The sequence below is a fragment of the Variovorax sp. GW821-FHT09B01 genome, from assembly GCF_059418345.1.
In genome coordinates, this window is the sequence record NZ_JBWKPQ010000003.1 from 249,121 (window position 1) to 271,760 (window position 22,640).

Sequence of the window (22,640 nt, forward strand, 5' to 3'; positions counted from 1 at the left end):
AGCCGGGCCCGATCGGACATTCGTCCAATGGCGCGAAAAGGCGCCGCGGCCGACAGTAGCGGCTCCCGTCACTCCCTTGCCAAGACCCTCTCATGAAGCACTTCCAACGCCTCCAACTCGCCGCCGCCGCCCTGGCCGTCGGCCTCTCGTTCTCCGTCACGGCCGCCAGCGCGGCGGGCCCGGCCGCGGCCGCCGCCGCCAATGCATCGCCCAGCGTGGTGCTGGTGCACGGCGCCTTCGCCGATGGTTCCGACTGGGCCAAAGTGATCCCGCTGCTGCAGGCCAAGGGCGTCAACGTCGTCTCGGTGCAGAACCCGCTGACCTCGCTCGAGGACGACGTGGCCGCCGCCAAGCGCGCCATCGACGCGCAGCCCGGCAAGGTGGTGCTGGTCGGCCACTCGTGGGGCGGCACCGTGATCACCGAGGCCGGCGGCAACGACAAGGTCGCCTCGCTGGTCTACGTGGCGGCCTTCGCGCCCGACGCGGGCCAGAACTCGGGCGAGCTCGGCAAGGACTACCCCGCGCCGCCCGGCTTCGCGCACATCGCGGCCGATGCCTCGGGCTTCCTGCGCCTCACGCCAGAGGGCATGAGCAAGCATTTCGCGCAGGACCTGCCGGCCGCCACCACGCGCGTGATGGCCGTGACGCAGGGCCCGATCCAGGCCAAGGCCTTCGAGCAGAAGGTGTCGGCCGCCGCCTGGAAGACCAAGCCCTCGTGGTACATCGTCAGCAGCGCCGACCACATGATCCAGCCCGCGCTGCAGCGCGACATGGCCAAGCGCATCGGCGCGCACGTGACCACGCTGAACACCAGCCACGTGCCGCAGCAGGCGCAGCCCGCGAAGGTGGCCGAGGTGATCCTGGACGCCGTGCGCCAGTCGAAGTAAGGTGCCGGCCGCGTGCCGTGCCGCGCCGCGTTCGTTCGCGGCCGGCACGCCGTGCCGTCGTCTTCCACCGGATCCTTCGCCTTGCAGCCCACCGCCCACGTCCCGCTCTTCGATGCCATCAAGGCGCTCGCCTTCGTCGGCGACCTCAGCATGGGCCAGCCCATCGACCATTCGGCGCGCGTGGCGTGGATCGCCGCGCGGCTGGCGCAGGCGATGGGCCGGGACGATGCGGCGCAGGGCCACGCGGCCTGCGTCGCGCTGCTGCGCTGGTCGGGCTGCACCGCCAACGCGCCCGAGTTCTCCGACCTGCTCGGCGACGACGTCGGCGGGCGCCGCGCGATGCTCGCGACAGCCTCGGCGCGCGAGGCCGCGGCCTTCGCGGGCACGGTCGGCTCGCTGGCCGAGATCCATTGCGAGGTGTCGGGCGAGATCGCGCGCTTTCTCGGCCTGCCCGAGGCGGTCGAGCGGCCGCTGCGCCACATGTTCGAGAACTTCGACGGCAGCGGCAAACCCGCGGGCCTGGCCGCGCCGCATATTCCGGAGGCGGTGTACCTGGCCACGCTCGCGGGCGATCTCGAGATCTTCTCGCGCACGCATGGCCTGCAGAGCGCGCTGCGCCAGATCGCCGAGCGCGCCGACGGGCGCTATCCCGCGGCGTTGGTGCAAGTCGCGCAGCAGCACGCAGTCGATTGGCTGCACGCGCTCGACCAGGGCGCCGCGGCCGACCTGCAGGCGCCCGAGGGCGCGCTGCGCGACGCGCTCGCGCCGCTCGAGCTGATCGCCGACGTGATCGATCTCAAGATGCCGTGGATGACCGGCTTCTCGCGCCGCGTGGCCGAAGCGGCCGCCGCCTGCGCCGCAGGCCTGGGGCTCGATGCCGCAGCCTGCGAGCAGGTGCGGCGCGCCGCGCTGATCCATGGCATCGGCCGTGCCTCGGTGCCGAACGCGGTCTGGGATTCGCCGAAGCTGCGCAGCGAAGCCGACAAGGAGCGGCTGCGCCTCGTGCCCTACTGGACCGAGCGTGCCGCGCGCCGCATCGAGACCTTGCGGGCCGAGGCCGAGATCGCTTCCTTCGTCGACGAGCGGCTCGATGGCTCGGGCTTCTTCCGCGGCGTGAAGGGCGCGGCGATCGGCACGGCCGAACGCGTGCTGGCCGCGGCGGTGCGCTGGGTGCTGCTGCACACGGGCGCGCCGGGCCGGCCCGCGCTGGCGGCCGCGGAGGCGGAAGCGCAGCTGCGTCGCGAGGCGGAGCAGGGCCGGCTCGATGCGGCCGCCGTCGCCGCATTGACGGGGCGCGAATCGGTGGCCGCGAAGACGCCCGCCGCGGAAGGCGAAGCCAATGCCCTGCTCTCGTCGCGCGAGGTCGAGGTGCTGGGCCGCATCAGCCTCGGCGAGAGCAACAAGGAGGCGGCGCGCACGCTCGGCATCAGCCCGAGCACGGTGCGCGCGCACCTCGAGAACATCTTCCGCAAGCTCGGCTGCACCACGCGCGCGGCCGCGACGCTCAAGGCGATGACGCTCGGTCTGCTCTGAGGTTTCAGCCCGGCTCGGGGCCGGTCTCGGGCGCGTTGCCCGTCATCATCTGGCTTAGCAGGCCGGCGAGCGCCTCGCGCTGGCCGGTGTCGAACATGCGCAGCAGATGCAGCTCGGCGGCGGCATGCTTGGGCATCGTCTCGTCGGCCAGCCGCATGCCCTTGGCCGTGAGCTTCACCAGCACGCCGCGGCCGTCGTCGGGATGGATCGAGCGCTTGACCAACCCTTCCTGCTCGAGCCGCTTGAGCAGGTTCGACAGCCCGCCCGAGGTGAACAGCAGCGTGCTCTGCAGCCGCGAGGGCGACAGCCGATAGGGCGCGCCGGCCACGCGCAAGGTCGCGAGCACCGCGTACTCCTGGTACTTGATGCCGAAGGGCTGCAGCACCGCGTTGATGGTGCGCAGCACCACTTCCTCGAGCCGCAGCAGCCGGCCGACCACCGCCTTGCCGCTGCTGTCGATGTCGGGCCGCTCGGTGCGCCATTGCCGGATGCCGCGCTCGACGAGGTCGCCACCGGTCGCGGGTTGCAAGGCCTCGGGCGCGGGAACCTCGAGCGCTTCGCGCGCCTTGGCACCGCGGGGTCGCGGCGGGCTCTTCGATGCATCGTCCTTGTGCTGCATGGCGTCCTTTCGATGGCGATTTCCGTGCGTTCGCGATGCGTCTTGGTGCATCGCGCGGCAGCGGGTTGGTACCTATCTTAAATGCCTTGCGTTTATCTTTTGCAAAAGATAAAGTGAATCGAATCGCGCTTCGATCCCCTCCAGCCTTCGCCCTCACAGGAGTCGCTTCCATGAAAACCGCGCTCGCACGTTGCCTGTCCCTGGGCTTTGCCTCCTTGCTGATGTCGGGTGCGCTGCACGCCGAGGAGCTGGTGGTCGGCATCTTCGGCGGCTCCTTCGCCGACGACTCGAAGACCTGCCACATCGCTTCGTTCGAGAAGAAGACCGGCGCCAAGGTGGCGCTCAAGCTCGGCAGTTCCTCGCAGTTCGCCGCGGCCATCCGCGCGACCGGCGGAAAGTCCGACTTCGACGTGGTCTACATCGACAACTCGCTCGCGGCGCAGCTCAAGAACGAGAAGCTGCTCGAGACCATCGACAAGTCCAGGCTCGCGAACGCCGCCGACATCTCGCCGCGCGCGCTCGACAAGGACGGCCAGTACATCGTGTTCATGACGGGCGCCACCGTCATCGTCTACGACACCAAGCAGATCAAGACCCCGCCCACCTCCTGGGCCGACCTCGCCAAGCCCGAGTACGACGGCCGCCTCGCCATCGGCGACATCAGCGGCACCTCGGGCTCGCAGTTCCTGATGGCGCTCAACCGCATGAAGGGCGGCGAGCTGAGCAACATGGACGCCGGCTTCGCGGCCGTGAAGCCGATCGCCAAGGCCTCGGTCACGCTCTACACGCAGGCCGACCAGATCGTCTCGTTGTTCGAGCGCCAGGAGATCGCCGCCGCCGTCTGGTACCCCGACCGCGCGGGCTCGGCCATCGACAAGGGCCTGCCGCTCGCGATCGTCTATCCGAAGGAGGGCGCGGTCGGCATCCTGCCCGCGCTCGTGATTCCCAAGGGTGCGAAGTCGCCGGCGCTCGCGCTCAAGTACATCGACGAGGTGCTGTCGAAGGAAGGCCAGGCCTGCTTCGCCGAGCGCAAGTACGCGGGCCCGGTCAACACGCAGGTCAAGCTCAGCGACAAGGCCGCGAAGATCGTTCCGTACAAGGAGACCTTCGACAAGCTCTGGCTGCCCGATCCCGAGCAGGTCGCGAAGTCCATGCCCGAGTGGACCCGCCGCTGGCAGCGCGAAGTCGCGCGCTGAGCGCCGCCGCCGTTCCCACGATCCCACACGCCCAATGCCCGCACTCACGCTGGAGCGCCTCGAGAAGCGCTACCCCGGACACGTTGCCGCCTCCTCGGTCTCGCTGTCGGTCCACGACGGCGAATTCATCTCGCTGCTCGGCCCCTCGGGCTGCGGCAAGACCACGGTGCTGCGCATGGTGGCGGGCCTGATCGAGCCCACGGGCGGCCGCATCCTGATCGACGGCCGCGACGTCACCGCGCTGCCCACCAACAAGCGCAACATCGGCCTGGTGTTCCAGTCCTATGCGCTGTTCCCGCACATGAGCGTGTTCGAGAACGTCGCCTTCGGCCTGCGCCGACAGGGCGTGCAGGGCGCGGAGCTCACGCGCCGCGTCGAGCAGGCGCTGGCCAGCGTGCGCCTCTCGGCGCTGGGCGACCGGCTGCCGCGCCAGCTCTCGGGCGGCCAGCAGCAGCGCGTGGCGGTGGCGCGCTCGATCGCGCCGCGCCCGAGCATCCTGCTGTTCGACGAGCCGCTGTCCAACCTCGATGCCGCGCTGCGCGACGAGATGCAGATCGAGCTCAAGCGGCTGCAGCGCGAGGTCGGCATCACCACGCTGTTCGTCACGCACGACCAGGGCGAGGCGATGTCGATGTCCGACCGGGTCTGCGTGCTGGCCCATGGCGTGGTGCAGCAGTTCGACACGCCCGAGGCCATCTACCACCGCCCGGCCACGGGCTTCGTCGCGAGCTTCATGGGTCGGCCCAACCGGCTCGGCGGCAAGTTCGCGCGTGTCGGAGCGGGGGGCGCTACGGTGCAACTGCGCGACGGCCCGGTGCTCGCCGTGGCCCAGGCCGAGGGCATCGCCGATGGCGCCGCGGTCGACGTGGTCGTGCGCCAGGAGGACATCCGCTTCCTCGGCGCGCAAGACGTCTCCGACGCCGCGAGCCTGCCGCGCTACGAGGCCCGCGTCGCGATGCGCTCCTTCGTCGGCTCGCGCGTGCAGTACCTGCTGGCCCTCGGCGGCATCGAGCTGATCGCCGAGGCCGCCACCAACGGCCCGCATGCCGGCCTCGAGGTCGGCGCGCCGGTCGGCGTGGCGATCGATCCGCGCCATGTCTACGTGAACGCCGCGGCATGAGATCGCGCCACACCGCCGGCGCCTTGCTGGCCTCGCCCCTGCTGCTGGTGCTGCTGCTGGCCTTCGTCGCGCCGGTGCTGCTGATGGTGCCGCTGAGCCTGCATCCCTACGTGCCCGGCAGCGGCATCGCGAGCGGCTGGACGTTGGCCAACTACACCAGCATCCTCACCGACGAGTACTACCGCGAGGTGGTGCTGCGCACGCTGGTGCTGGGCTTCGGCGTCACCGCGATCTGCCTCGTGCTCGGCTATCCGCTGGCCTACTACATCGCCAACGCGGGCCCGCGCATGCGGCTCGCGCTGACCATGCTCGTGATCTTCCCGATGCTGCTCAACCTCGTGGTGCGCTCCTTCGGCTGGATCGCGCTGCTGGCCAACCGCGGCCTCATCAACAACCTGCTGATCGACATCGGCCTGATCGAGCGCCCGATCCGCATGATGTTCAACCTGTTCGGGCTGCTGGTCGGCATGTCGCACATCTTCCTGCCCTTCATGGTGCTGATGCTGGTGCCGGCGATCCAGGCGATCCCGAAGGACGTGCAGTCGGCCGCCTACACCCTGGCCGCGAGTCGGCTGCGCGTGTTCTGGTCGATCACGCTGCCGATGAGCGCGCCCGGCATCCTCTCGGGCTCGATCCTGGTGTTCGTGCTGACCATCAGTGCGCTGGTCACGCCGCGCATGCTCGGCGGCGCCACCTACAAGGTGATGGCCACGCTGATCTACGACGACTTCCTGCAGACGCTCGACTGGCCGGCCGGTGCCGCCATGTCCTTCGTGCTGACCGCGCTCACGCTGGCCGTGATCGCGCTGTCGAGCCGCCTGCTCAAGCGCTGGGGAGGCCAGGCATGAGCACGTCGACCGAAACGCAGCGCCAGGGCCTGGGCCTCGCCGCCACCGCCATCGCGGTGGTCGTGTTCCTGCAGATCCCGGTGCTGGTGGTGGTGCTCGCGGCCTTCAGCAAGACCGCCTACCTCACGATCCCGCCCAAGGGCCTGACCCTGCACTGGTTCGAGGTGGTGCTGCGCGATCCCGAGTACCTCTCGGCCGCCTGGACCAGCCTCTGGCTCGCCGCCGCCTCGACCGCCGCCGCGCTGGTGCTGGGCCTGATCGCCGCCTATGCGATCCACCGCCGCATGGTGCCGGGCGCGGCCGCGCTGACCTCGCTGTTCATGGCGCCGCTGGTGCTGCCTTCGGTGGTGCTCGGCGTGGCGCTGCTGCAGTACTACACGATGACCGGCCTGCGCGGCAACTCGCTGGGCCTGTGGCTCGCGCACGTGGTCATCACCGTGCCCTACGTGGTGCGCGCCAGCCTCGGCAGCCTGGCGGCGGTCGACGAGTCGCTCGAAGACGCGGCGCGCGTGCTCGGCGCCGACGGCTTCACGAGCTTCCGGCTGGTCACCCTCCCGCTGGTCAAGCCCGGCCTCGTGGCCGGCGGCCTGTTCGCCTTCATCACCTCGCTCGACAACGTGCCGGTGTCGGTGTTCCTGCTCTCGGCGAGCCAGACCACCTTGCCCGTGAAGATATTCACCTCGGTAGAGCAGGGCGTCGACCCGAGCGTCGCCGCGGTCTCCACCCTGCTGATCGTGGCCACCGGCATCGTGCTGCTGCTGGCCGAACGCTGGACCGGCTTTCACAAGCACGTCTAGACCCTTCTTCCTCTTCTTCCCCAGGACTTCGCGATGCCCACCACGAGCAAAGGCTTCCCGCTCATGCTGACCTTCGACCTCGACGCCGAGACCATGTGGACCGGCCGCGATCCCGCCAACGCGCAGCGGCCGATCCTGATGTCGCAGGGCGCCTACGGCTGGAAGGTCGGCATGCCGCGCATCCTCAAGCTGCTGGAGCGCTACGGCATCCACTCGACCTTCTTCGTGCCGGGCGAGGTGGCCGAGAAGCATCCCGAGCTGATGCGCGAGGTGATCGGCCGCGGCCACGAGGTGGCGCACCACAGCTACAGCCACCGCTGGATCGTCGGCCTCACGCCCGAGGAGGAGCGCGAGGAGATGGAGAAGGGCCTCGAGGTGCTGACCCGCCTGACCGGCAGCCGCCCGCGCGGCTGGCGTTCGCCCGCGGCCGAGTTCAGCGCCATCACGCTCGAGCTCATCAAGGAGTACGGCTTCGACTACTCCTCGAACTTCTTCGACGACGACTTGCCCTACCTGCTCGAGATCGGCGGCCAGCGCACCGACATCGTCGAGCTGCCGTTCCGCTGGGTGCTCGACGACGCGCCCTTCTTCCAGTACTCGATCACGCTGCCGGGCCGCACCCTGCAGGCGCCCTCGGCTGCGCTCGAGGCCTGGAAGAGCGAGTTCGACGTGCTGCATGCCGAGGACCGCATGATGATGGTCGGCATGCACCCGCAGATCATCGGCCAGCCCTCGCGGCTCAAGGTGCTCGAGGGCCTGATCGAGCATGCGCTCGCGCATTCCGACGTGTGGATCGACCGCTGCGACCGCATCTCCGACGACATGCGCCCGCGCCTGCAGGCCGCGGTGGCCGCATGAACGCCGTCGCTGCCAATCCGGCGGCGCCGCGCCAGCTGATCGTGAGCGGCGGTGCCAGCGGCATCGGCCTCGCGGTCGCGCGGATGGCGGCGGCGCGTGGCGCGCGCGTGGCGCTGCTCGACCGCGACACGGCCGCGCTGGCCGAAGCCGTGCGCCTGCTCGGCGAGGCGGCGCTGGCGCTCGAATGCGACGTGAGCGACGCGCCGGCCGTGCGCATCGCGGTGGACCGCGCCGCGCAATGGCTGGGCGGCGTCGACGCGCTGGTCAACTCGGCCGGCATCGATGCGCTGAAGTCGCTCGAGGCCACCAGCGACGAGGAGTGGGCGCGCGTGCTGGCCGTCAACCTCACGGGGCCGATGCTGGTGTGCCGCGCCGCGCTGCCGCACCTGCGCGCGGCCGGCGGCGGCAGCATCGTCAACATCGCCTCGGGCGCCGGCCTGCGGCCGCTGCCGAACCGCACCGCCTACTGCGCGAGCAAGGCCGCGGTCATCATGTTCGGCAAGTCGCTCGCGATCGAGACCGCGGCCGACGGCATCCGCGTCAACGCGGTCTGCCCGGGCGCGATCGACACGCCGCTGTTCCGCACCAGCTACGAGAACGCCGACGATCCCGAGCGCGCGCTGGCCGAGATCCGCGAGCGTTATGCGCTCGGCCGCATCGCCGCTCCCGAGGAGGTCGCCGAGGCCGTGCTCTACCTCAGCGGTCCGGGCGCCAGCTACATCACCGGCACCGCGCTCGCCGTCGATGGCGGCCGCACCTTCCACTGAAAGGCCCGCGATGACATTCGATCGGCGCGTGGCGGTGGTCACCGGGGGCGGGCAGGGCATCGGCGCCGCCGCGGTGATGGAGTTCCTGGGGCGCGGCGCGCGCGTCGCGGTGCTCGACCTCGACTGTGCGCCGCTCGACGCGCAACTGGCCGGCGACGGCGTCGCGCCCGGCCTGGCCTCGCGCTGCCTGCGCGTGAGCGGCGACTGCACCGACGCGGCGGTGGTCTCGGCCTTCTTCGACCGCGTGGAATCGGCCTTCGGTCCGGTCGACATCCTCTTCAACAACGTCGGCCAGAGCGCGCGCGAACGCGGCGCGCCCTTCGTCGAATCGCGGGAGGAGGTCTGGCGCTTCGTGCTCGAGGTCTCGCTGCTCACGGCCATGCGCGCCTCGCGCCGCGTGGCGCCCGGCATGAAGGCGCGCGGCTTCGGCCGCATCGTCAACATGAGCACCGACGCGGCCTTCGTCGGCGACGTGGGCCTCGCCGACTACGCCGCCGCCAAGATGGGCGTGGTGGGCTTCACGCGCTCGCTGGCGCGCGAACTCGCGCCGCACGGCGTCACGGTCAATGCCGTGTGCCCCGGCGCGATCCGTACCCGCGCGCACGACCAGCTCAACCCCGAGGTGCTCGCGCGCATCGTGGCCGACACGCCCGCGGGCTTCATCGGCACGCCGCGCGACGTGGCCGCGGCCGTGGCCTTCCTGGCGGGCGACGACGCCCGCTTCATCACCGGCCAGACGCTGCTGATCGACGGCGGCCGCTGGATGCTCTGACTTCCGACTTCGAGGAACGACCATGGATCTGATGGACCACGGCGCCGTGGCGCTGGCCGCGCTGGTGCGGCGCAAGGAGGCCTCGCCGGTGGAGATCGTGCAGGCCGCGCTCGCGCGCATCGAGGCGCGCCGCGAGATCAACGCCTTCATCACCGTGACCGCCGACCAGGCACTGGCCGCCGCGCGCCGCGCCGAGGCCGCCGTGATGGCCGGCGAGCCGCTGGGCCCGCTGCATGGCATTCCCTATTCGGTCAAGGACCTGACACTGACGGCGGGCGTGCGCACCACCATGGGCTCGGCGATCCACGAGGACTTCGTGCCCAAGGACGACGCGGTGGCCGTGGCGCGCGCCAAGGCGGCCGGTGCGATCCTGATCGGCAAGACCCTCACGCCCGAGTTCGGCCACAAGCAGGTGCCGACGGCGCCGCTGTTCGGCCGCACGCTGAACCCCATCAACCCGGCCTACACGCCCGGCGCCTCGAGCAGCGGTGCCGCGGCCGCGGTGGCGGCCGGCATGGGGCCGCTGGCGCTGGGCACCGATGGCGGCGGCTCGATCCGCATTCCCGCCGCCTGCTGCGGCATCGTCGGCCTCAAGGCCACGCTCGGCGTGGTGCCGCACCTGCAGGCGCCCGATCTCTATTCGGCCAACTCCTTCACCGGCCCGATGGCGCGCGACGTGGCCGACACCCGGCTGCTGTTCGAGGCCATCGCGGGCTTCGATGCGCGCGATCCCTGGGGCGCGGGCAGCGCGCCGCCGCGCCGTGCCGCGCCGGTCTCGCTGCGCGGCCTGCGCGTGGCCTGGCTGCCGAGCGCGGGCAACCGCGTCGATCCCGAGGTGGAGGCCCTCACCGGTGCGGCCGTGCAGGCGATGGCGCGGGAGGGCGCGATCGTCGAGACCGTGCAGCTCGACTTCGTCTCGCTCGAGAAGCATTTCCTGGTCGTGCTGCAGTCGCTGCTGGCCGCGCGCGTGGGCGCCAACCTCGAGCGTTTCGGCAACCGGCTCGATGCCTCGCTGATCGACGCGGTGCAAAAGGGCCGCCGCCACACGGCCGTCGACCTGCACGAGGCCACCTTCGCCAAGACGCGTTGCTTCAACGAGCTGCAGGCGCTGTTCGAACGCTTCGACGTGCTGGTGTCGCCCACGCTGTCGGCGCCGCCGCTGCCCATCGACATGGACGTGAGCGGCGAGATCGAGATCGCCGGCCGGCCCGCGGGCACGGTGCGCGGTGCCTGGTATCCCTACACCTACCCGATGAACCTCACGGGCCATCCCGCGCTGTCGATGCCCTGCGGCCGCAGCGCCATCGGCCTGCCGATCGGCCTGCAGCTCGTGGGCCGCTGGTACGACGACCACTATCTGCTCGATGTCGCCGGGTTGGTCGAGCAGGCGCTCGGTTGAGCGATCCCCTTTCTTTCACCGCGAGGTCTTCCATGCCGTCCTTCATCCGCCGATCCCTTGCCGTCGCGGCCTTCGCGGCCTGTGTCCTTCCGGCCGCTCATGCGCAATTGCCACCGGGCCTCGCGGGAGGCAACCTCAGGATCGTCGTCGGCTATGCGGCCGGCGGCGCGGCCGACACGGTCGCGCGCCTGTATGCCGAGCAGCTCAAGGACGCGGGCTTCGGCAGCATCGTGGTCGACAACAAGCCCGGCGCCTCCGCGCGCCTGGCCTGGGACACGGTGAAGAAGGCCAAGCCCGACGGCCTCACGCTCTACCTCGCGCCGTCGCCGCTGCTCACCATCCTGCCGCTGACCTACAAGACGCCGGGCTACGACGCCGACAAGGACCTGGTGCCGGTCGCGCTGCTGGTCGAGATTCCCACCGCGGTCGTCACCGGCGCCGGGCAGCCCTACAGCTCGATGAAGCAGTACGTCGAATGGGCGAAGAAGAACCCGAGCAAGGCGACGCTGGGCCTCGCGACCATCGGCAGCTCGGGCCACCTGGGCGCCTTCGCGCTCGCCAAGGCGCAGGGCTTCGATCTCACGCCCGTGGCCTACCGCGGCGCCTCGCCGATGCTGATCGACGTGGTCGGCGGCGAGCTGTCGATGGGCTGGGATGCGGCCGCCAGCATGATGCCGCTCTACAAGGGCGGCAAGATCAAGTTCCTGGGCCTCAGCGGCGACAAGCGGCTGCCGGCCCTGCCCGACGTGCCCACGGCCAAGGAGCAGGGCTTCGGCGAGTTCGTCGCGGCCACGAGCTGGTATGCGGTCTATGCGCCCGCGGGCACGCCGGCCGCCGCGCTGTCGGCGCTGGAGCGCGGTTTCCTCGCGGCGGCGGCCAAGCCCGGGCTCGCGCGCAGCCTCGAGGCGGCCGGGCTGGTTGCCCATGCCGAGGGTCGCGCCGAGCTCGCGCAGCGGGCGCAGCGCGAGCGCAGGAACTGGGAGCCGATCGTCAAGGCGGCCGGCATCGTCATCGACGAATAGCACGCACGAAGGCTCGATGTCCATGTCCGACGATTCGCTCTTTTTCACGCCCGCGACGGAACTGGCCGGCCTGATCCGCGCGCGCCAGCTCTCGCCGGTCGAGCTGGTGACGGCGGTGCTCGCGCGCGCCGAGCGCCTGCAGACCACGCTCAACTGCTTCATCACCCTGACACCCGAACGCGCGCTGGCCGAGGCCCGCCGCGCCGAGGACGCCATCGCGGCCGGCCGGCCACTGGGCGCGCTGCACGGCATTCCGTTCACCGTGAAGGACCTGGTCAACACCGAGGGCGTGGCCACCACCTTCGGCGCCGTGATCCATCGCGACAACGTGCCCGCCGAAGACGCGGTGAGCGTGGCGCGCCTGCGGGCCCAGGGCGCGATCCTGATCGGCAAGACCACCACGCCCGAGTTCGGCTCGGGCCCGCTGACCAATTCGCCGCTGTTCGGCAGCACGCGCAACCCGTGGAACTTCGCGCGCACCTGCGGCGGTTCGAGCGGCGGCGCCGCGGCCGCGGTCGCCGCGGGCATCGCGCCGCTCGCGGTCGCCACCGACGGCGGCGGCTCCACGCGCATCCCGGCCGCCTGCAACGGCGTGGTCGGCATCAAGCAGTCCGTCGGCGTGATCCCGCACAGCCAGGCGCAGGACCTCTACGGCAACCAGACCTACGTCACGCCGATGACTCGCACCGTGGGCGACACCGCGCTGATGCTGCAGGCAATGGCCGGGCCGTCGCCGGTCGATCCCTGGTCCATCGGCCTGCGTTCGCACGACTACGTGGCGGCCGCCGCCAACCCCGGCGACCTGCGCGGCCGCCGCGTGCTGTGCTGCGCCGCGCCGCCGGGCCGGCCGGTGTCGGCCGATGTGGCGCGCAACTTCGAGGCCGCGCTGCGCACGCTGAAGGATCTCGGTGCGAGCATCGAATACTTCGACGGCGAAGGCTTCGAGGTCGAGCCGATCTGGCGCGCGATCAACCACACGGTGTGGCGCGCGCGCTTCGGCCCGCTGGTCGAGCGGCATCCCGAGAGCTTCAGCGAGACCTTCCGGCGCCAGGTCGAATCGGCGGCCGGCGTGAGCGGCGTGGAGTACCAGGAGGCGATGTTCGCGCGCTCGCAGCTGTTCAAGCGCGTGCAGGCGCTGTTCGAGCACGCCGACCTGCTCGCCATGCCCACGCTCACGCGCTCCGCGGTGGCGCTCGAGCAGGACCTGTTCGCGCCGCTCGACATCGACGGCCAGCCGTACGAGAACGTGCGCGCGCATTGGTATCCATGGACCATGCCCTTCAACATGACCGGGCATCCGGCCATCAGCCTGCCGAGCGGTTTCGGCGGCGACGGCATGCCGCTGGGCCTGCAGCTCGTGGGCCGGTTCCAGGACGACGCGGCGCTGCTGGGCGCCTCGGCCGCCTTCGAGGCCGCCACGGGATTCATGGCGCGGCGACCCGCGCTCGCTTGAGGAGCACCGCCGATATCATCGGCGCATGAAGCAACACACCCGCTGCAGCTGGGCCGAGGGCGATGCCCTGATGAGCGCCTACCACGACGCCGAATGGGGCGTGCCCGAGCGCGATCCGCGCATGCTCTGGGAGACGCTGATGCTCGAGGGCTTCCAGGCCGGCCTGGCCTGGATCACCGTGCTGCGCAAGCGCGACACCTTCCGCGAGGCCTTCGCGGGCTTCGATCCCCAAAAGGTCGCGCGCTTCGACGAGAAGGACATCGAGCGGCTGATGGGCAACCCCGGCATCATCCGCGCGCGCGCCAAGATCGAGGCCACCATCCGCGGCGCCCAGATCTACAACGAGATGGAAGCGCGCGGCGAGAGCTTCACCGACTTCTGCTGGTCCTTCACCGGCGGCAAGGTGATCGAGAACGACGGCAAGACGCGCACCGTGTCCTCCGAGCTGTCCGAGCGCGTGTCGAAGGAACTCAAGAAGCGCGGCTTCAAGTTCGTCGGACCGACCATCGTCTATGCCTGGCTGCAGGCGGTGGGCATCGTCAACGACCATGACGCGGCCTGCTTCCGGCGCGCGCAGGTCGCGCAGGGGACCAAGGCGGGCTGAGCGCCGCGCGCCGGGCCGGCGCGCCTTTCTCGTCGCTTCTTTCGTCTCTTCCGACGATGCGGCACCCACCGGGCCGCGACAAGATCGTCCTCCACACAGACAAGGCCGCCCGCGGCCAAGGAGACGGACGATGCCGGGCCCATTGCAAGGATTGCGCGTGATCGAGATGGCGGGCCTCGGCCCCGGTCCCTTCTGCGCGATGCTGTTCGCCGACATGGGCGCCGAGGTGCTGCGCATCGAGCGGCCCGGCACGCCGCGCAACCCCCACGACATCCTCGCGCGCGGCCGCAGCCTGCTGCAGATCGACCTGCGCGCCGAGGGCGCGGCCGCCACCGTGCGCGACGCCATCGCGCGCGCCGACGTGCTGATCGAGGGCTTCCGCCCCGGCGTGATGGAGCGCCTGGGCCTCGGTCCGGCCGATTGCCTCGCGCTCAATCCGCGCCTGATCTACGGCCGCATGACCGGCTGGGGCCAGCACGGCCCGCTGGCGCAGGCGGCCGGCCACGACATCAACTACATCGCGCTGAGCGGTGCGCTGCACGCGGTCGGTCGCGCGGGCGAGCCGCCGGTGCCGCCGCTCAACTACGTCGGCGATTTCGGCGGCGGCGCCATGTTCCTGGCCTTCGGCATCCTCGCGGCGCTGCACGAGGCCAAGGCCTCGGGCCAGGGCCAGGTGGTCGATGCCGCCATGACCGACGGCGCCGCGCTGATGTCGGCCATGATGTACGGCCTCAAGGCCGGCGGCCGGTGGAGCAACCAGCGCGGCGAGAACCTGATCGACGGCGGCGCCCACTTCTACGACACCTATGCCTGCGCCGACGGCCGCTACGTGGCCATCGGCGCCATCGAGCCGCAGTTCTATGCGCTGCTGCGCGAGCGCTGCGGCATCGCCGACGACCCGGCCTTCGATGCCCAGATGGACGCCGCGCGCTGGCCGCTGCTCAAGCTGCGCCTGGCCGACGTTTTCCGCACCCGCACGCGCGACGAGTGGTGCGCGCTGCTCGAGGGCAGCGACGCCTGCTTCGCGCCGGTGCTCGACTGGGACGAGGCGCCCGCGCATCCGCACAACGTGGCGCGCGGCACCTTCGTCGAGGTCGATGGCGTGGTGCAGCCCGCGCCCGCGCCGCGCTTCAGCCGCAGCGCGCCGCCCGCGCTCTCGGGCGAGCCGCGCGAGGAAGGCGCGGCGCTGCTGCGGCGCTGGGGCGTGGGCGAGGACGCCGCGCCGTCGTTGCGCGCGGCCTGAGCGCCGCCCCGCGGGCGCGCATCGGCATCGGCAAGACAGAGGAGGCTCCCATGTACCTGACCCAGTCCCTGCACAAGGGCCGCCGCGAGAAGGGCGAGGCCACCGCCATCGTCAGCGGCGCGCACCGCCTCGGCTTCGGCGAATTCACCGATCGCGTCGCGCGGCTCGGTGCCGCGCTGCAGCAGCTCGGCATGGCGCGCGGCGACCGCGTGGGCATGATGAGCCTCAACTCGCACCGCTTCGTCGAATATTTCTTCGGCACCTGGTGGGGCGGCGGCGTCGTCAATCCCGTCAACATCCGCTGGAACCCGAAGGAGGTCGCCTACTCGCTCGACGACTGCGACACCCGCATCCTGCTGGTGGACGACCTGTTCGCGCCGCTGGTCGGCGAGTTGCGCCGGCTCTCCACGTCGCTGCGCACCGTGGTCTATTGCGGCGAGCGCGAGGTGCCCGAGGGCATGGTCGGCTACGAGGCGCTGCTGGCCGGCACCGCGGCCATCGACGACGCGCCGCACACCGGCGACGAGCTCGCGGCCGTGATGTACACCGGCGGCACCACCGGCCGGCCCAAGGGCGTGATGCTGAGCCATGGCAGCCTCTGCATCAATGCGCTGGCCACCGTCGCGGCCCTGCCGCGCGATGGGCACGAGGCGGTTTCGATCGTCGCCGCGCCGATGTTCCACGTCGCCGGCTGCGGCATCGCGATCCAGAACATGCTGCGGCTGGTGCCCATGCACGTGGTGCCGATGTTCGACGAGCTCGCGGTGCTCGATACCCTGCAGCAGGCGCGCGTCACCGAGATGTTCCTGGTGCCGACCATGATCAAGCGCGTGATCGAGCATCCGCGCTTCGGCGAGTTCGACCTGTCGCGGCTGAAGCTGCTGTTCTACGGCGCCGCGCCCATCGATGCCGCGCTGCTCGACCAGGCCATGCGCGCGCTGCCGGCCACCGCCTTCGCGCAGGTCTACGGCATGACCGAGCTGTCGCCCGTGGTCACGGCGCTGCCGCCGCGCTGCCATCTGCCGGGCCCCGACCGCGACCGCCTGCTGCGTTCGGCCGGCACGCCGATCGCCATCGCCGAGGTGCGCATCGTCGACGGCGAGGACCGCGAGCTGCCCGCGGGCCAGGTCGGCGAGATCGTTGCGCGCGGGCCGATGGTGATGCAGGGCTACTGGAACAAGCCGGCCGAGACCGAGGCCGCGCTGCGCGGCGGCTGGATGCACACCGGCGACGGCGGCTACATGGACGCGCAGGGCTTCGTCTTCGTGGTCGACCGCATGAAGGACATGATCGTGAGCGGCGGCGAGAACGTCTACTCGGCCGAGGTCGAGAATGCCATCGCGCAGCTGCCGCAGGTGCTGATGTCGGCCGTGATCGGCGTGCCCGACGACCAATGGGGCGAACGCGTGCATGCCGTGATCGTGCGGCGCGAGGGCATGGCGCTCGAGGCCGAGGCCGTGATCGCGCACTGCCGCGCGCAGATCGCGAGCTACAAGTGCCCGCGCAGCGTGGAGTTCCGCGATGCGCTGCCGCTGTCGGCCGCGGGCAAGCTGCAGAAGTTCCAGCTGCGCGATCCCTACTGGGCGGGAAAGCAGCGCCGCGTGGGTTGAAGCCGCGCACAGAACATCAACGAAGAGACGAACGAGGACACGCCGAACATGACGATCGACTTTCGCCGCTCCTGGAGCGATGAGGACCTGGAGCGCTACCGCGACACCGTGGTGCGCTTCATCGAGGCCGAGATGGTTCCGCACGACGAGGAGGCGCGCAAGCGCGGCCACGTCGGCCACGAGATCTGGCGCAAGGCCGGCGCGCTCGGCCTGCTGTGCGCCGACATCCCCGAAGAATACGGCGGCGCCGGCGGCGACTTCCGCCACGAGGCCGTGTTCTACGAGGAAGCCGCGCGCCGCGGCCTCAGCGGCATGGCGACCTCGGTGCACAGCATCGTCGCGCACTACTTCCTCAACCACGGCACCGAGGCGCAGAAGCAGCACTACCTGCCGCGCATGGCGCGCGGCGAGCTGGTCGGCGCGGTGGCCATGACCGAGCCCGGCGCCGGCTCCGACCTGCAGGGCGTGCGCACGCGTGCCGAGAAGAAGGACGGCGGCTATGTCATCAACGGCTCCAAGACCTTCATCACCAACGGCTTCCTCGCCGGCGTGGTGCTGGTGGTGGCCAAGACCGATCCCGCGCAGGCCGCCAAGGGCACCTCGATCCTGATCGTCGAGACCGAGGGCTGCGCGGGCTTCCGTGTCGGCCGCGTGCTCGACAAGATCGGCATGAAGGCGCAGGACACCTCCGAGCTCTTCTTCGACGACGTGCGCGTGGCGGCCGATGCCGTGCTCGGCGGCGTCGAGGGGCAGGGCTTCTTCCAGCTCATGGGCGACCTGCCCTACGAGCGGACCATCATCGGCGTCAGCGCGCTCGCCACCATGGAGGGCGCCTACCAGGCCACGCTCGACTACGTGCGCGACCGCAAGGCCTTCGGCAAGCCCATCGCCGAGTTCCAGAACACCAAGTTCAAGCTCGCCGAGATCGCGACCCAGATCAAGGTCGGCCGCGCCTTCATCGACCGCTGCGTCGAGGACCTCGTCGCCGGCAGGCTCGACACCGCCACCGCCTCCATGGCCAAGCTTTGGGGTTCGGAGGCGCAGGGCCGGGTGGTCGACGAATGCCTGCAGCTGTTCGGCGGCTATGGCTTCATGAACGAGTACATGGTGGCGCGCATGTATGCCGATGCGCGGGTGCAGCGGATCTATGGCGGGACCAACGAGATCATGAAGGAGGTGATCTCGCGGGCACTGTGAGCGGGCCTGCCGGGCCCCCTAGAATCCGCGCCGGCCGTGGGCCGCGAGGAGAACAGGATGTTGCAGGGAGTGGGTGGGAAGCGTTGGGTCCGCGTCTGCGTGATGGCCGCCGCCGGCGTGCTGGCGTGTGCGGGGAGTGGTGCCCAGACGTCGGTGGCGTCGAATTGCGAGCCCGGGCCGGGAGGTTCGGTGACCGTCAGGATCGGGCACGTCGCGCCGATGACCGGCGCGCTGGCCCATCTCGGCCGCGACAACGAGGACGGTGCCGTGCTGGCCATCGAAGACCTGAATGCGCGGTGCCTCCTCATCGGTACCAGGCGCGCGCGGTTCGAACTCGTGGCCCGCGACGACGGCGCCGATCTGCAGATGGGCCCTCGCGCGGCGCTGTCGCTGGTGGTCGCGGGCGTGAACGGCGTGGTCGGGCACCTGACATCGAGCGTCACCATTCCGACCGCGAGGATCTACCACGATGCGGGCATCGTCCAGATCTCTCCAAGCGCCAGCAGACCGCCCTACACCCAGCTGGGCTATGCCACGGCGTTCCGGGTGATCGCGCACGACGATCGGCTCGGCGAGTTGCTGGGCCGCTATGCGGTCGAGGTGGCCGGGGGCCGGCGGATCGCAGTGGTCGATGACCGCACGGACTACAGCACCAGCATCGCCGACGCCTTCGAGGCCGGCGTGCTGCAGGCCGGTGGCACGGTGTTGCGCCGCGATCAGGTGATGGACGACGGCGCCGAGCTTGGCGATCTGGTCGCGACGCTGCGCGCCTCGAAGCCCGATCTGGTCTTCTATAGTGGCATGGACACGGTGGCCGGTCCGTTGCTGCGCCAGATTCATGGCGCCGGCCTGAATCCTGTCTTCATGGGTAGCGACGGCATCTGTACCGGCGAATTGCCACGGCTCGCCGGCGCCAAGGCGATGCGGAGCACCGTGCTGTGCGCCGAAACCGGCGGCACCGAAGAGAAATACCAGCCGGCCCTGCGCGCGTTCAAGGACCGGTTCAAGCAGCGTTTCGGCGTGTCGACGCAGCTCTTTTCACCCCATGTCTACGATGCCGTGCAGGTGATGGCGCAGGCCATGCGCAACGCGGGTTCGGCCGAGCCGGCCAGGTACCTGCCGGCGCTCAAGGCGATCTCGTTCACCGGCGTGACGGGCGCGATCTCTTTCGATGACCGCGGCGACCTGCGCGATGGGCCAATCATTCTCTATTCCTACAACGGCATGCGCCGCGTCAATGTGGCGGTGCTGCGCTGATCAGGAGAGCGGCGCCGTGCCTAGGGCCGCACCGTGATGGCAGTCAGTTCCGAGACTTCTCGCAACCCCGGTGCGCCATCGGGCCCGGTGACTTCCACCTGGTAGCGAACGTAGTTCTTTGCCTCGGGCGAGTACCAGGAGGTCCAGGCATTCTTGCCGACTCCCACGGAAGGTCCCGCGTCCGCCGTCCCGGTGTGAACCACCTTGAGCGCCCTGAACCTGCCGGCGCTGGTCTCCACGTCCTCCCAGCCCGTCACTTCAGCCGCCATCCGGAAGGTGGTGGTGATCCTGTTGTCCGGCGTTGAAGTGGCGTACTCGTAACGCCATTGCTTGCCCGGAAAGAGAGGCCAGGCAAAGTTGACGCGTGTGCTGTTCTTGCCGTTGGCGACATGCACCATGTCGAGGTTCGCGTGATTCGTCATTTCGAAAGGGGGATAGCGCGTGGGTTTGCCGTTGGCCGCGAAGCTCCTCATCTCGATCTCCATGCGAACGTATTCCTCCGTAACGCCCAGCACGGTGAACATGGCTTCGGTCTTGGGGCGTCCCGACCATTGATCCACGGTCTGGTATTTCCAGGTGTCTCCCGGCGAGACCTTGGGCGCTTCGACCGCCTGGCCCATCGACGGCGATGACACGGCCATGGCCGCGGCCAGCAGCATGCCGGCCGAATACGCTGCGAACATGAACTCCTCCTTGAAATACTGAAATCCCGCGCGCGAATTATCCGCGGCGCTCCCTACCGGATCACTCCCAGCCGCCGCGCGATCGCCACCGCCTGCGTCCTGCTCTTCGCATCGAGCTTCATGTTGATGTTGCGCAGGTGCGTGCGCACCGTGCTGTCCGACACGAACAGCTTCTCGGCCATCGCGCCATTCGAATAGCCTTCGGCCAGCAGCTGCAGCACGCGGATCTCCTTGCGCGTCAGCGGCTCGCTGGCCGCGAGGCCGTCGGGGCTCGTGGCGTCGGCGTTCTCCGGCTCGCCGCCATCGGGCAGGGCCATCGGCCCGGCCGCCTGCAGCAGCCGCTGCACGTACTCGCCGAGGATCGGGTCGCTGCTGCCGCGCGCGGTGGCGCTGTCGTGCAGCGCGTGCGCGAAGCGCTGCACCAGCAGCGCGGCGGCCGGGCCCTCGTCGAGGATCAGCCGCATGTAGCCCTCGTGGCTCGCGGTCTTGAGCACCTCGGCGGCTTCAGCGATGGCCTCGGCCAGGCTGCCCGCGCGCTGCAGTGCCAATGCACGCAGCAGCCGCAGCTTGAGCACGCGCCGCAGCCGCGCGACGGCGAGGGCCGCATGCAGCTCGGCATCGATGCTGTCGAGGGCCGCGCGCGCGTCGCCGAAGGCGATCTCCCAGCGTGCGCGCGCCAGGGTCAGGTAGTCGAGCTCGTGCGCGGGCAGGCGCTGGAGCTTCTCGCGCGCCCACAGGGCCGGGTCGTCGGCGCGCGCCAGTTCGTCGCGCGCGGCGGGGCCGTTGCCCTGCAGCAGCAGCATGCGCGAGCGCTCGAGCTTGGCGCCGGCCACCACGCGCGGCAGCTGGCGCTGGTGGCCCAGGTACTCGAGCTCGGTCAGGGCCTGGAACGCGGCATCGATGTCGCCCGCATGGAAGGCGATGCGCGAGCGCATCGCGTGGCTCAGGATCATGTGGTCGGGCAGGCCCACGTCGCGCGCCAGCGGCAGGTAGACGTTGAGCAGATGTTCGGCCTGCAGCAGCTGGTTCGATTCGTAGACCGACCCCGCGTAGAGCACGCCGGCCCAGGCGTTGCCGTGGCTGTGGTTGTACGAGACCGCATGGGTCGCATCGACCGCCATGCGAAAGCGCGCGGTGGCCTGGCGCAGCCGGCCTTCCTGCAGGTCGAACAGGCCGGCCACCGACTCGGTGTACATGCGGTTGAAGGTGCTGCTGCCCTGCTGGCGCCGCGCGGCGTCGAGCAGGCGCTGCGCCTCGTGCTGGTCGCCGCGCACCGCGAGGATGTGCGCCATCGCGTTGAGCAGCACGCTGTCGGCGAAGGGCAGTCCGGTGGGCAGCCGCGCCAGGCTCAGGCGGCCGGCCTCGTAGGCCTCGTCGTGCCGGTCCTGCATCGCCAGCAGCAGCGGGATCAGCGTCTGTGCGCTCGCGCGCACCGCGGGCGTGGGGCTGTCGAGGCAGCCCGAGCTCTCGAGCTGCTGCATCGCCTGCCAGGGGCCGTGCGTGAAGCAGGTGGCCCACAGCGCGATCGGCTGCAGCGCGGGATGCTCGCGCAGCTGGTGCTCGGGGATGGCCGAGAACCAGCGCGCGAGCATGCGCATGCGGCCCTGCTCGAGGAAGCGGCCGGCATAGCTGTCGAGCAGGGTCAGCGCATGCGGATGGTCGCCGCCCTCGATCGCATGGTCGATCGCGGGTACCGGCCGCTGCTGCGATTCGTACCAGCCCGAGGCCGCGAGATGCAGCCGCGCGATCTCGCCGGGCATCTCGCGCGCGAGCTGGGCGCGCAGGAAGTCGGCGAACAGGCTGTGGTAGCGCCAGGCGCCGTCGCCGTCCGCGCCGCCGCTCACCGGCGTCAGGAACAGGTTGGCCGCGGCCAGCCGCTCGAGGATGGCCGCGCTGTCGGCGCGCGGGTTGAGCGCCTGGCACACCGAGGCATCGAGCTGGCGCAGGATGCTGGTGCGCAGCAGGAACTCGCGCACCTCGGCGGGCTGGTGCGCGAGCACGTCCTCGGCCAGGTAGTCGGCCACCGCGCGGTCGGAGCCCGAGAAGCGTTCGACGAAGCCGGTCGCGCTGCCATGGCGCTCGAGCGCCATCGAGGCCAGCCAGATCGCCGCGATCCAGCCCTCGGTCTTGCGGTGCAGCTGCGCGAGCAGTTCGTGCGGCAGGGCCTGCGCGGCGGCGTCGCCGGCGTGCGGCCGCAGGCCGAAGAAGGCGCCGGTCTCCTCGAGGCTGAAGCGCAGCCGGTCGGTGTCGATCTCCTCGAGCTGGCCGCGCGCGCGCAGCCGGCCCACGCCGAGGTCGGGCAGGCCGCGCGAGCCGATCACCAGCTTGCCGCCGCGCGGCAGGTGCTCGACGATCTCGCGCACCAGCCCGATCACGGCGGGCTCCTGCACCCCCTCGAAGTCGTCGAGGAACAGCACGAAGGGCGCGTCGTGTGCGGCCAGCGCGGCCACCGCGTCGAAGGGCGTGCGGGCGCGCGGCTCCTCCACGCCGAGGCGCAGCACGGCCTCGCCGAGGCCGGCCAGGAAGCGCGAGACGTCGTTGTCGGCGCGGTCCAGCGTGATCCAGGCGGTGGCGATGCCGCGCGCCTCGATGCGCTCGCGGCTCTGCGCCATGGTGGTGGTCTTGCCGAAGCCCGCGGGCGCGCGCACCAGCACCAGCTTGACCGCGCTGGCCGCGATGCGTTCGCAGATCGCGTCGCGCAGCACCTGCGTGGCGGCGAAGGCCGGCGGGCTGAGCTTGGTCTCGAGGATGCGGGCGGAAGGAGCGGACGACATC

General features: G+C 70.7%; 20 protein-coding genes. 17 read left to right on the forward strand and 3 right to left on the reverse strand.

Annotated features, from left to right (window positions below; genetic code table 11):
- Nucleotides 1–92 precede the first annotated feature (92 nt).
- Both AC07RV_RS12580 and AC07RV_RS12585 read left to right on the forward strand, forming a co-directional pair.
- Nucleotides 93–887: an alpha/beta fold hydrolase gene (locus tag AC07RV_RS12580; protein ID WP_296778620.1), complete on the forward strand. Its 795-nt coding sequence runs from the start codon at nt 93–95 to the stop codon at nt 885–887.
- Between the two features lie 81 nt (nt 888–968).
- On the forward strand, nt 969–2,420 hold the full coding sequence (locus tag AC07RV_RS12585) for an HD domain-containing phosphohydrolase (protein WP_296778618.1): 1,452 nt from the start codon (nt 969–971) through the stop codon (nt 2,418–2,420).
- Nucleotides 2,421–2,424: 4 nt separating this feature from the next.
- On the opposite strand, the gene AC07RV_RS12590 is transcribed toward AC07RV_RS12585, so the two are convergent.
- On the reverse strand, nt 2,425–3,039 hold the full coding sequence (locus tag AC07RV_RS12590; RefSeq protein ID WP_093343321.1) for a MarR family winged helix-turn-helix transcriptional regulator: 615 nt from the start codon (nt 3,037–3,039) through the stop codon (nt 2,425–2,427).
- 170 nt (nt 3,040–3,209) lie between these two features.
- Here AC07RV_RS12590 and AC07RV_RS12595 point away from each other — a divergent pair, with 170 nt between their 5' ends.
- The 15 genes from AC07RV_RS12595 to AC07RV_RS12665 all read left to right on the forward strand — a co-directional run bounded on the left by AC07RV_RS12595 (nt 3,210) and on the right by AC07RV_RS12665 (nt 19,182).
- On the forward strand, nt 3,210–4,235 hold the full coding sequence (locus tag AC07RV_RS12595; RefSeq protein WP_093343319.1) for an ABC transporter substrate-binding protein: 1,026 nt from the start codon (nt 3,210–3,212) through the stop codon (nt 4,233–4,235).
- A gap of 34 nt (nt 4,236–4,269) precedes the next feature.
- Nucleotides 4,270–5,355 (forward strand): ABC transporter ATP-binding protein, encoded by a 1,086-nt coding sequence (locus AC07RV_RS12600; protein WP_296778613.1) that lies wholly within the window; start codon nt 4,270–4,272, stop codon nt 5,353–5,355.
- Entirely contained in the window at nt 5,352–6,203 is an 852-nt protein-coding gene (locus AC07RV_RS12605) for an ABC transporter permease (protein ID WP_057589639.1), read from the forward strand. Before AC07RV_RS12600 ends, AC07RV_RS12605 begins: the two co-directional genes overlap by 4 nt.
- Entirely contained in the window at nt 6,200–7,000 is an 801-nt protein-coding gene (locus tag AC07RV_RS12610) for an ABC transporter permease (protein ID WP_296778607.1), read from the forward strand. The genes AC07RV_RS12605 and AC07RV_RS12610 overlap by 4 nt, the downstream gene beginning before the upstream one ends.
- A gap of 33 nt (nt 7,001–7,033) precedes the next feature.
- A complete protein-coding gene (locus tag AC07RV_RS12615; protein WP_296778606.1) occupies nt 7,034–7,858 on the forward strand; it encodes a polysaccharide deacetylase family protein in 825 nt (274 codons plus the stop codon).
- Complete coding sequence (locus AC07RV_RS12620) at nt 7,855–8,625, forward strand: SDR family NAD(P)-dependent oxidoreductase (protein ID WP_296778603.1); 771 nt, start codon at nt 7,855–7,857, stop codon at nt 8,623–8,625. Before AC07RV_RS12615 ends, AC07RV_RS12620 begins: the two co-directional genes overlap by 4 nt.
- A 10-nt stretch (nt 8,626–8,635) precedes the next feature.
- Nucleotides 8,636–9,397, forward strand: coding sequence for an SDR family NAD(P)-dependent oxidoreductase (locus tag AC07RV_RS12625; RefSeq protein WP_296778600.1), 762 nt, complete (start codon nt 8,636–8,638; stop codon nt 9,395–9,397).
- A 22-nt stretch (nt 9,398–9,419) separates the two neighbouring features.
- On the forward strand, nt 9,420–10,796 hold the full coding sequence (locus tag AC07RV_RS12630) for an amidase (RefSeq protein ID WP_296778597.1): 1,377 nt from the start codon (nt 9,420–9,422) through the stop codon (nt 10,794–10,796).
- Nucleotides 10,797–10,828: 32 nt separating this feature from the next.
- Nucleotides 10,829–11,818: a Bug family tripartite tricarboxylate transporter substrate binding protein gene (locus AC07RV_RS12635; protein WP_296778594.1), complete on the forward strand. Its 990-nt coding sequence runs from the start codon at nt 10,829–10,831 to the stop codon at nt 11,816–11,818.
- Between the two features lie 16 nt (nt 11,819–11,834).
- Nucleotides 11,835–13,271: an amidase gene (locus tag AC07RV_RS12640; protein WP_444814378.1), complete on the forward strand. Its 1,437-nt coding sequence runs from the start codon at nt 11,835–11,837 to the stop codon at nt 13,269–13,271.
- Between the two features lie 25 nt (nt 13,272–13,296).
- Nucleotides 13,297–13,875, forward strand: coding sequence for a DNA-3-methyladenine glycosylase I (locus AC07RV_RS12645; RefSeq protein WP_296778588.1), 579 nt, complete (start codon nt 13,297–13,299; stop codon nt 13,873–13,875).
- A 130-nt stretch (nt 13,876–14,005) separates the two neighbouring features.
- Complete coding sequence (locus tag AC07RV_RS12650; RefSeq protein ID WP_296778586.1) at nt 14,006–15,118, forward strand: CaiB/BaiF CoA transferase family protein; 1,113 nt, start codon at nt 14,006–14,008, stop codon at nt 15,116–15,118.
- A 50-nt stretch (nt 15,119–15,168) separates the two neighbouring features.
- Entirely contained in the window at nt 15,169–16,728 is a 1,560-nt protein-coding gene (locus AC07RV_RS12655; RefSeq protein WP_296778583.1) for a long-chain-fatty-acid--CoA ligase, read from the forward strand.
- A gap of 48 nt (nt 16,729–16,776) precedes the next feature.
- Nucleotides 16,777–17,925 carry an acyl-CoA dehydrogenase family protein gene (locus AC07RV_RS12660; protein ID WP_296778580.1) on the forward strand — a complete coding sequence of 383 codons (1,149 nt, stop codon included), beginning with the start codon at nt 16,777–16,779 and terminating at the stop codon, nt 17,923–17,925.
- A 189-nt stretch (nt 17,926–18,114) separates the two neighbouring features.
- Complete coding sequence (locus AC07RV_RS12665) at nt 18,115–19,182, forward strand: branched-chain amino acid ABC transporter substrate-binding protein (protein WP_296778572.1); 1,068 nt, start codon at nt 18,115–18,117, stop codon at nt 19,180–19,182.
- Nucleotides 19,183–19,202: 20 nt separating this feature from the next.
- Here AC07RV_RS12665 and AC07RV_RS12670 read toward each other — a convergent pair whose 3' ends face one another.
- Together AC07RV_RS12670 and AC07RV_RS12675 are read right to left on the reverse strand one after the other, a co-directional pair.
- On the reverse strand, nt 19,203–19,865 hold the full coding sequence (locus AC07RV_RS12670) for a hypothetical protein (protein WP_296778567.1): 663 nt from the start codon (nt 19,863–19,865) through the stop codon (nt 19,203–19,205).
- A gap of 53 nt (nt 19,866–19,918) precedes the next feature.
- Complete coding sequence (locus tag AC07RV_RS12675) at nt 19,919–22,639, reverse strand: winged helix-turn-helix domain-containing protein (RefSeq protein WP_296778562.1); 2,721 nt, start codon at nt 22,637–22,639, stop codon at nt 19,919–19,921.
- Between the last annotated feature and the right edge of the window lies 1 nt (nt 22,640).

Excerpts from the sequence above, each read along its gene's own strand:
- AC07RV_RS12655 (WP_296778583.1), top strand. The coding sequence starts at position 15,169 with ATGTACCTGACCCAGTCCCTGCACAAGGGCCGCCGCGAGAAGGGCGAG.
- AC07RV_RS12615 (WP_296778606.1), top strand. The coding sequence starts at position 7,034 with ATGCCCACCACGAGCAAAGGCTTCCCGCTCATGCTGACCTTCGACCTC.
- AC07RV_RS12610 (WP_296778607.1), top strand. The coding sequence starts at position 6,200 with ATGAGCACGTCGACCGAAACGCAGCGCCAGGGCCTGGGCCTCGCCGCC.
- AC07RV_RS12645 (WP_296778588.1), top strand. The coding sequence starts at position 13,297 with ATGAAGCAACACACCCGCTGCAGCTGGGCCGAGGGCGATGCCCTGATG.
- AC07RV_RS12675 (WP_296778562.1), bottom strand. The coding sequence starts at position 22,639 with ATGTCGTCCGCTCCTTCCGCCCGCATCCTCGAGACCAAGCTCAGCCCG.
- AC07RV_RS12605 (WP_057589639.1), top strand. The coding sequence starts at position 5,352 with ATGAGATCGCGCCACACCGCCGGCGCCTTGCTGGCCTCGCCCCTGCTG.
- AC07RV_RS12590 (WP_093343321.1), bottom strand. The coding sequence starts at position 3,039 with ATGCAGCACAAGGACGATGCATCGAAGAGCCCGCCGCGACCCCGCGGT.
- AC07RV_RS12660 (WP_296778580.1), top strand. The coding sequence starts at position 16,777 with ATGACGATCGACTTTCGCCGCTCCTGGAGCGATGAGGACCTGGAGCGC.
- AC07RV_RS12630 (WP_296778597.1), top strand. The coding sequence starts at position 9,420 with ATGGATCTGATGGACCACGGCGCCGTGGCGCTGGCCGCGCTGGTGCGG.
- AC07RV_RS12650 (WP_296778586.1), top strand. The coding sequence starts at position 14,006 with ATGCCGGGCCCATTGCAAGGATTGCGCGTGATCGAGATGGCGGGCCTC.
- AC07RV_RS12595 (WP_093343319.1), top strand. The coding sequence starts at position 3,210 with ATGAAAACCGCGCTCGCACGTTGCCTGTCCCTGGGCTTTGCCTCCTTG.
- AC07RV_RS12635 (WP_296778594.1), top strand. The coding sequence starts at position 10,829 with ATGCCGTCCTTCATCCGCCGATCCCTTGCCGTCGCGGCCTTCGCGGCC.
- AC07RV_RS12620 (WP_296778603.1), top strand. The coding sequence starts at position 7,855 with ATGAACGCCGTCGCTGCCAATCCGGCGGCGCCGCGCCAGCTGATCGTG.
- AC07RV_RS12640 (WP_444814378.1), top strand. The coding sequence starts at position 11,835 with ATGTCCATGTCCGACGATTCGCTCTTTTTCACGCCCGCGACGGAACTG.
- AC07RV_RS12625 (WP_296778600.1), top strand. The coding sequence starts at position 8,636 with ATGACATTCGATCGGCGCGTGGCGGTGGTCACCGGGGGCGGGCAGGGC.
- AC07RV_RS12580 (WP_296778620.1), top strand. The coding sequence starts at position 93 with ATGAAGCACTTCCAACGCCTCCAACTCGCCGCCGCCGCCCTGGCCGTC.
- AC07RV_RS12600 (WP_296778613.1), top strand. The coding sequence starts at position 4,270 with ATGCCCGCACTCACGCTGGAGCGCCTCGAGAAGCGCTACCCCGGACAC.
- AC07RV_RS12670 (WP_296778567.1), bottom strand. The coding sequence starts at position 19,865 with ATGTTCGCAGCGTATTCGGCCGGCATGCTGCTGGCCGCGGCCATGGCC.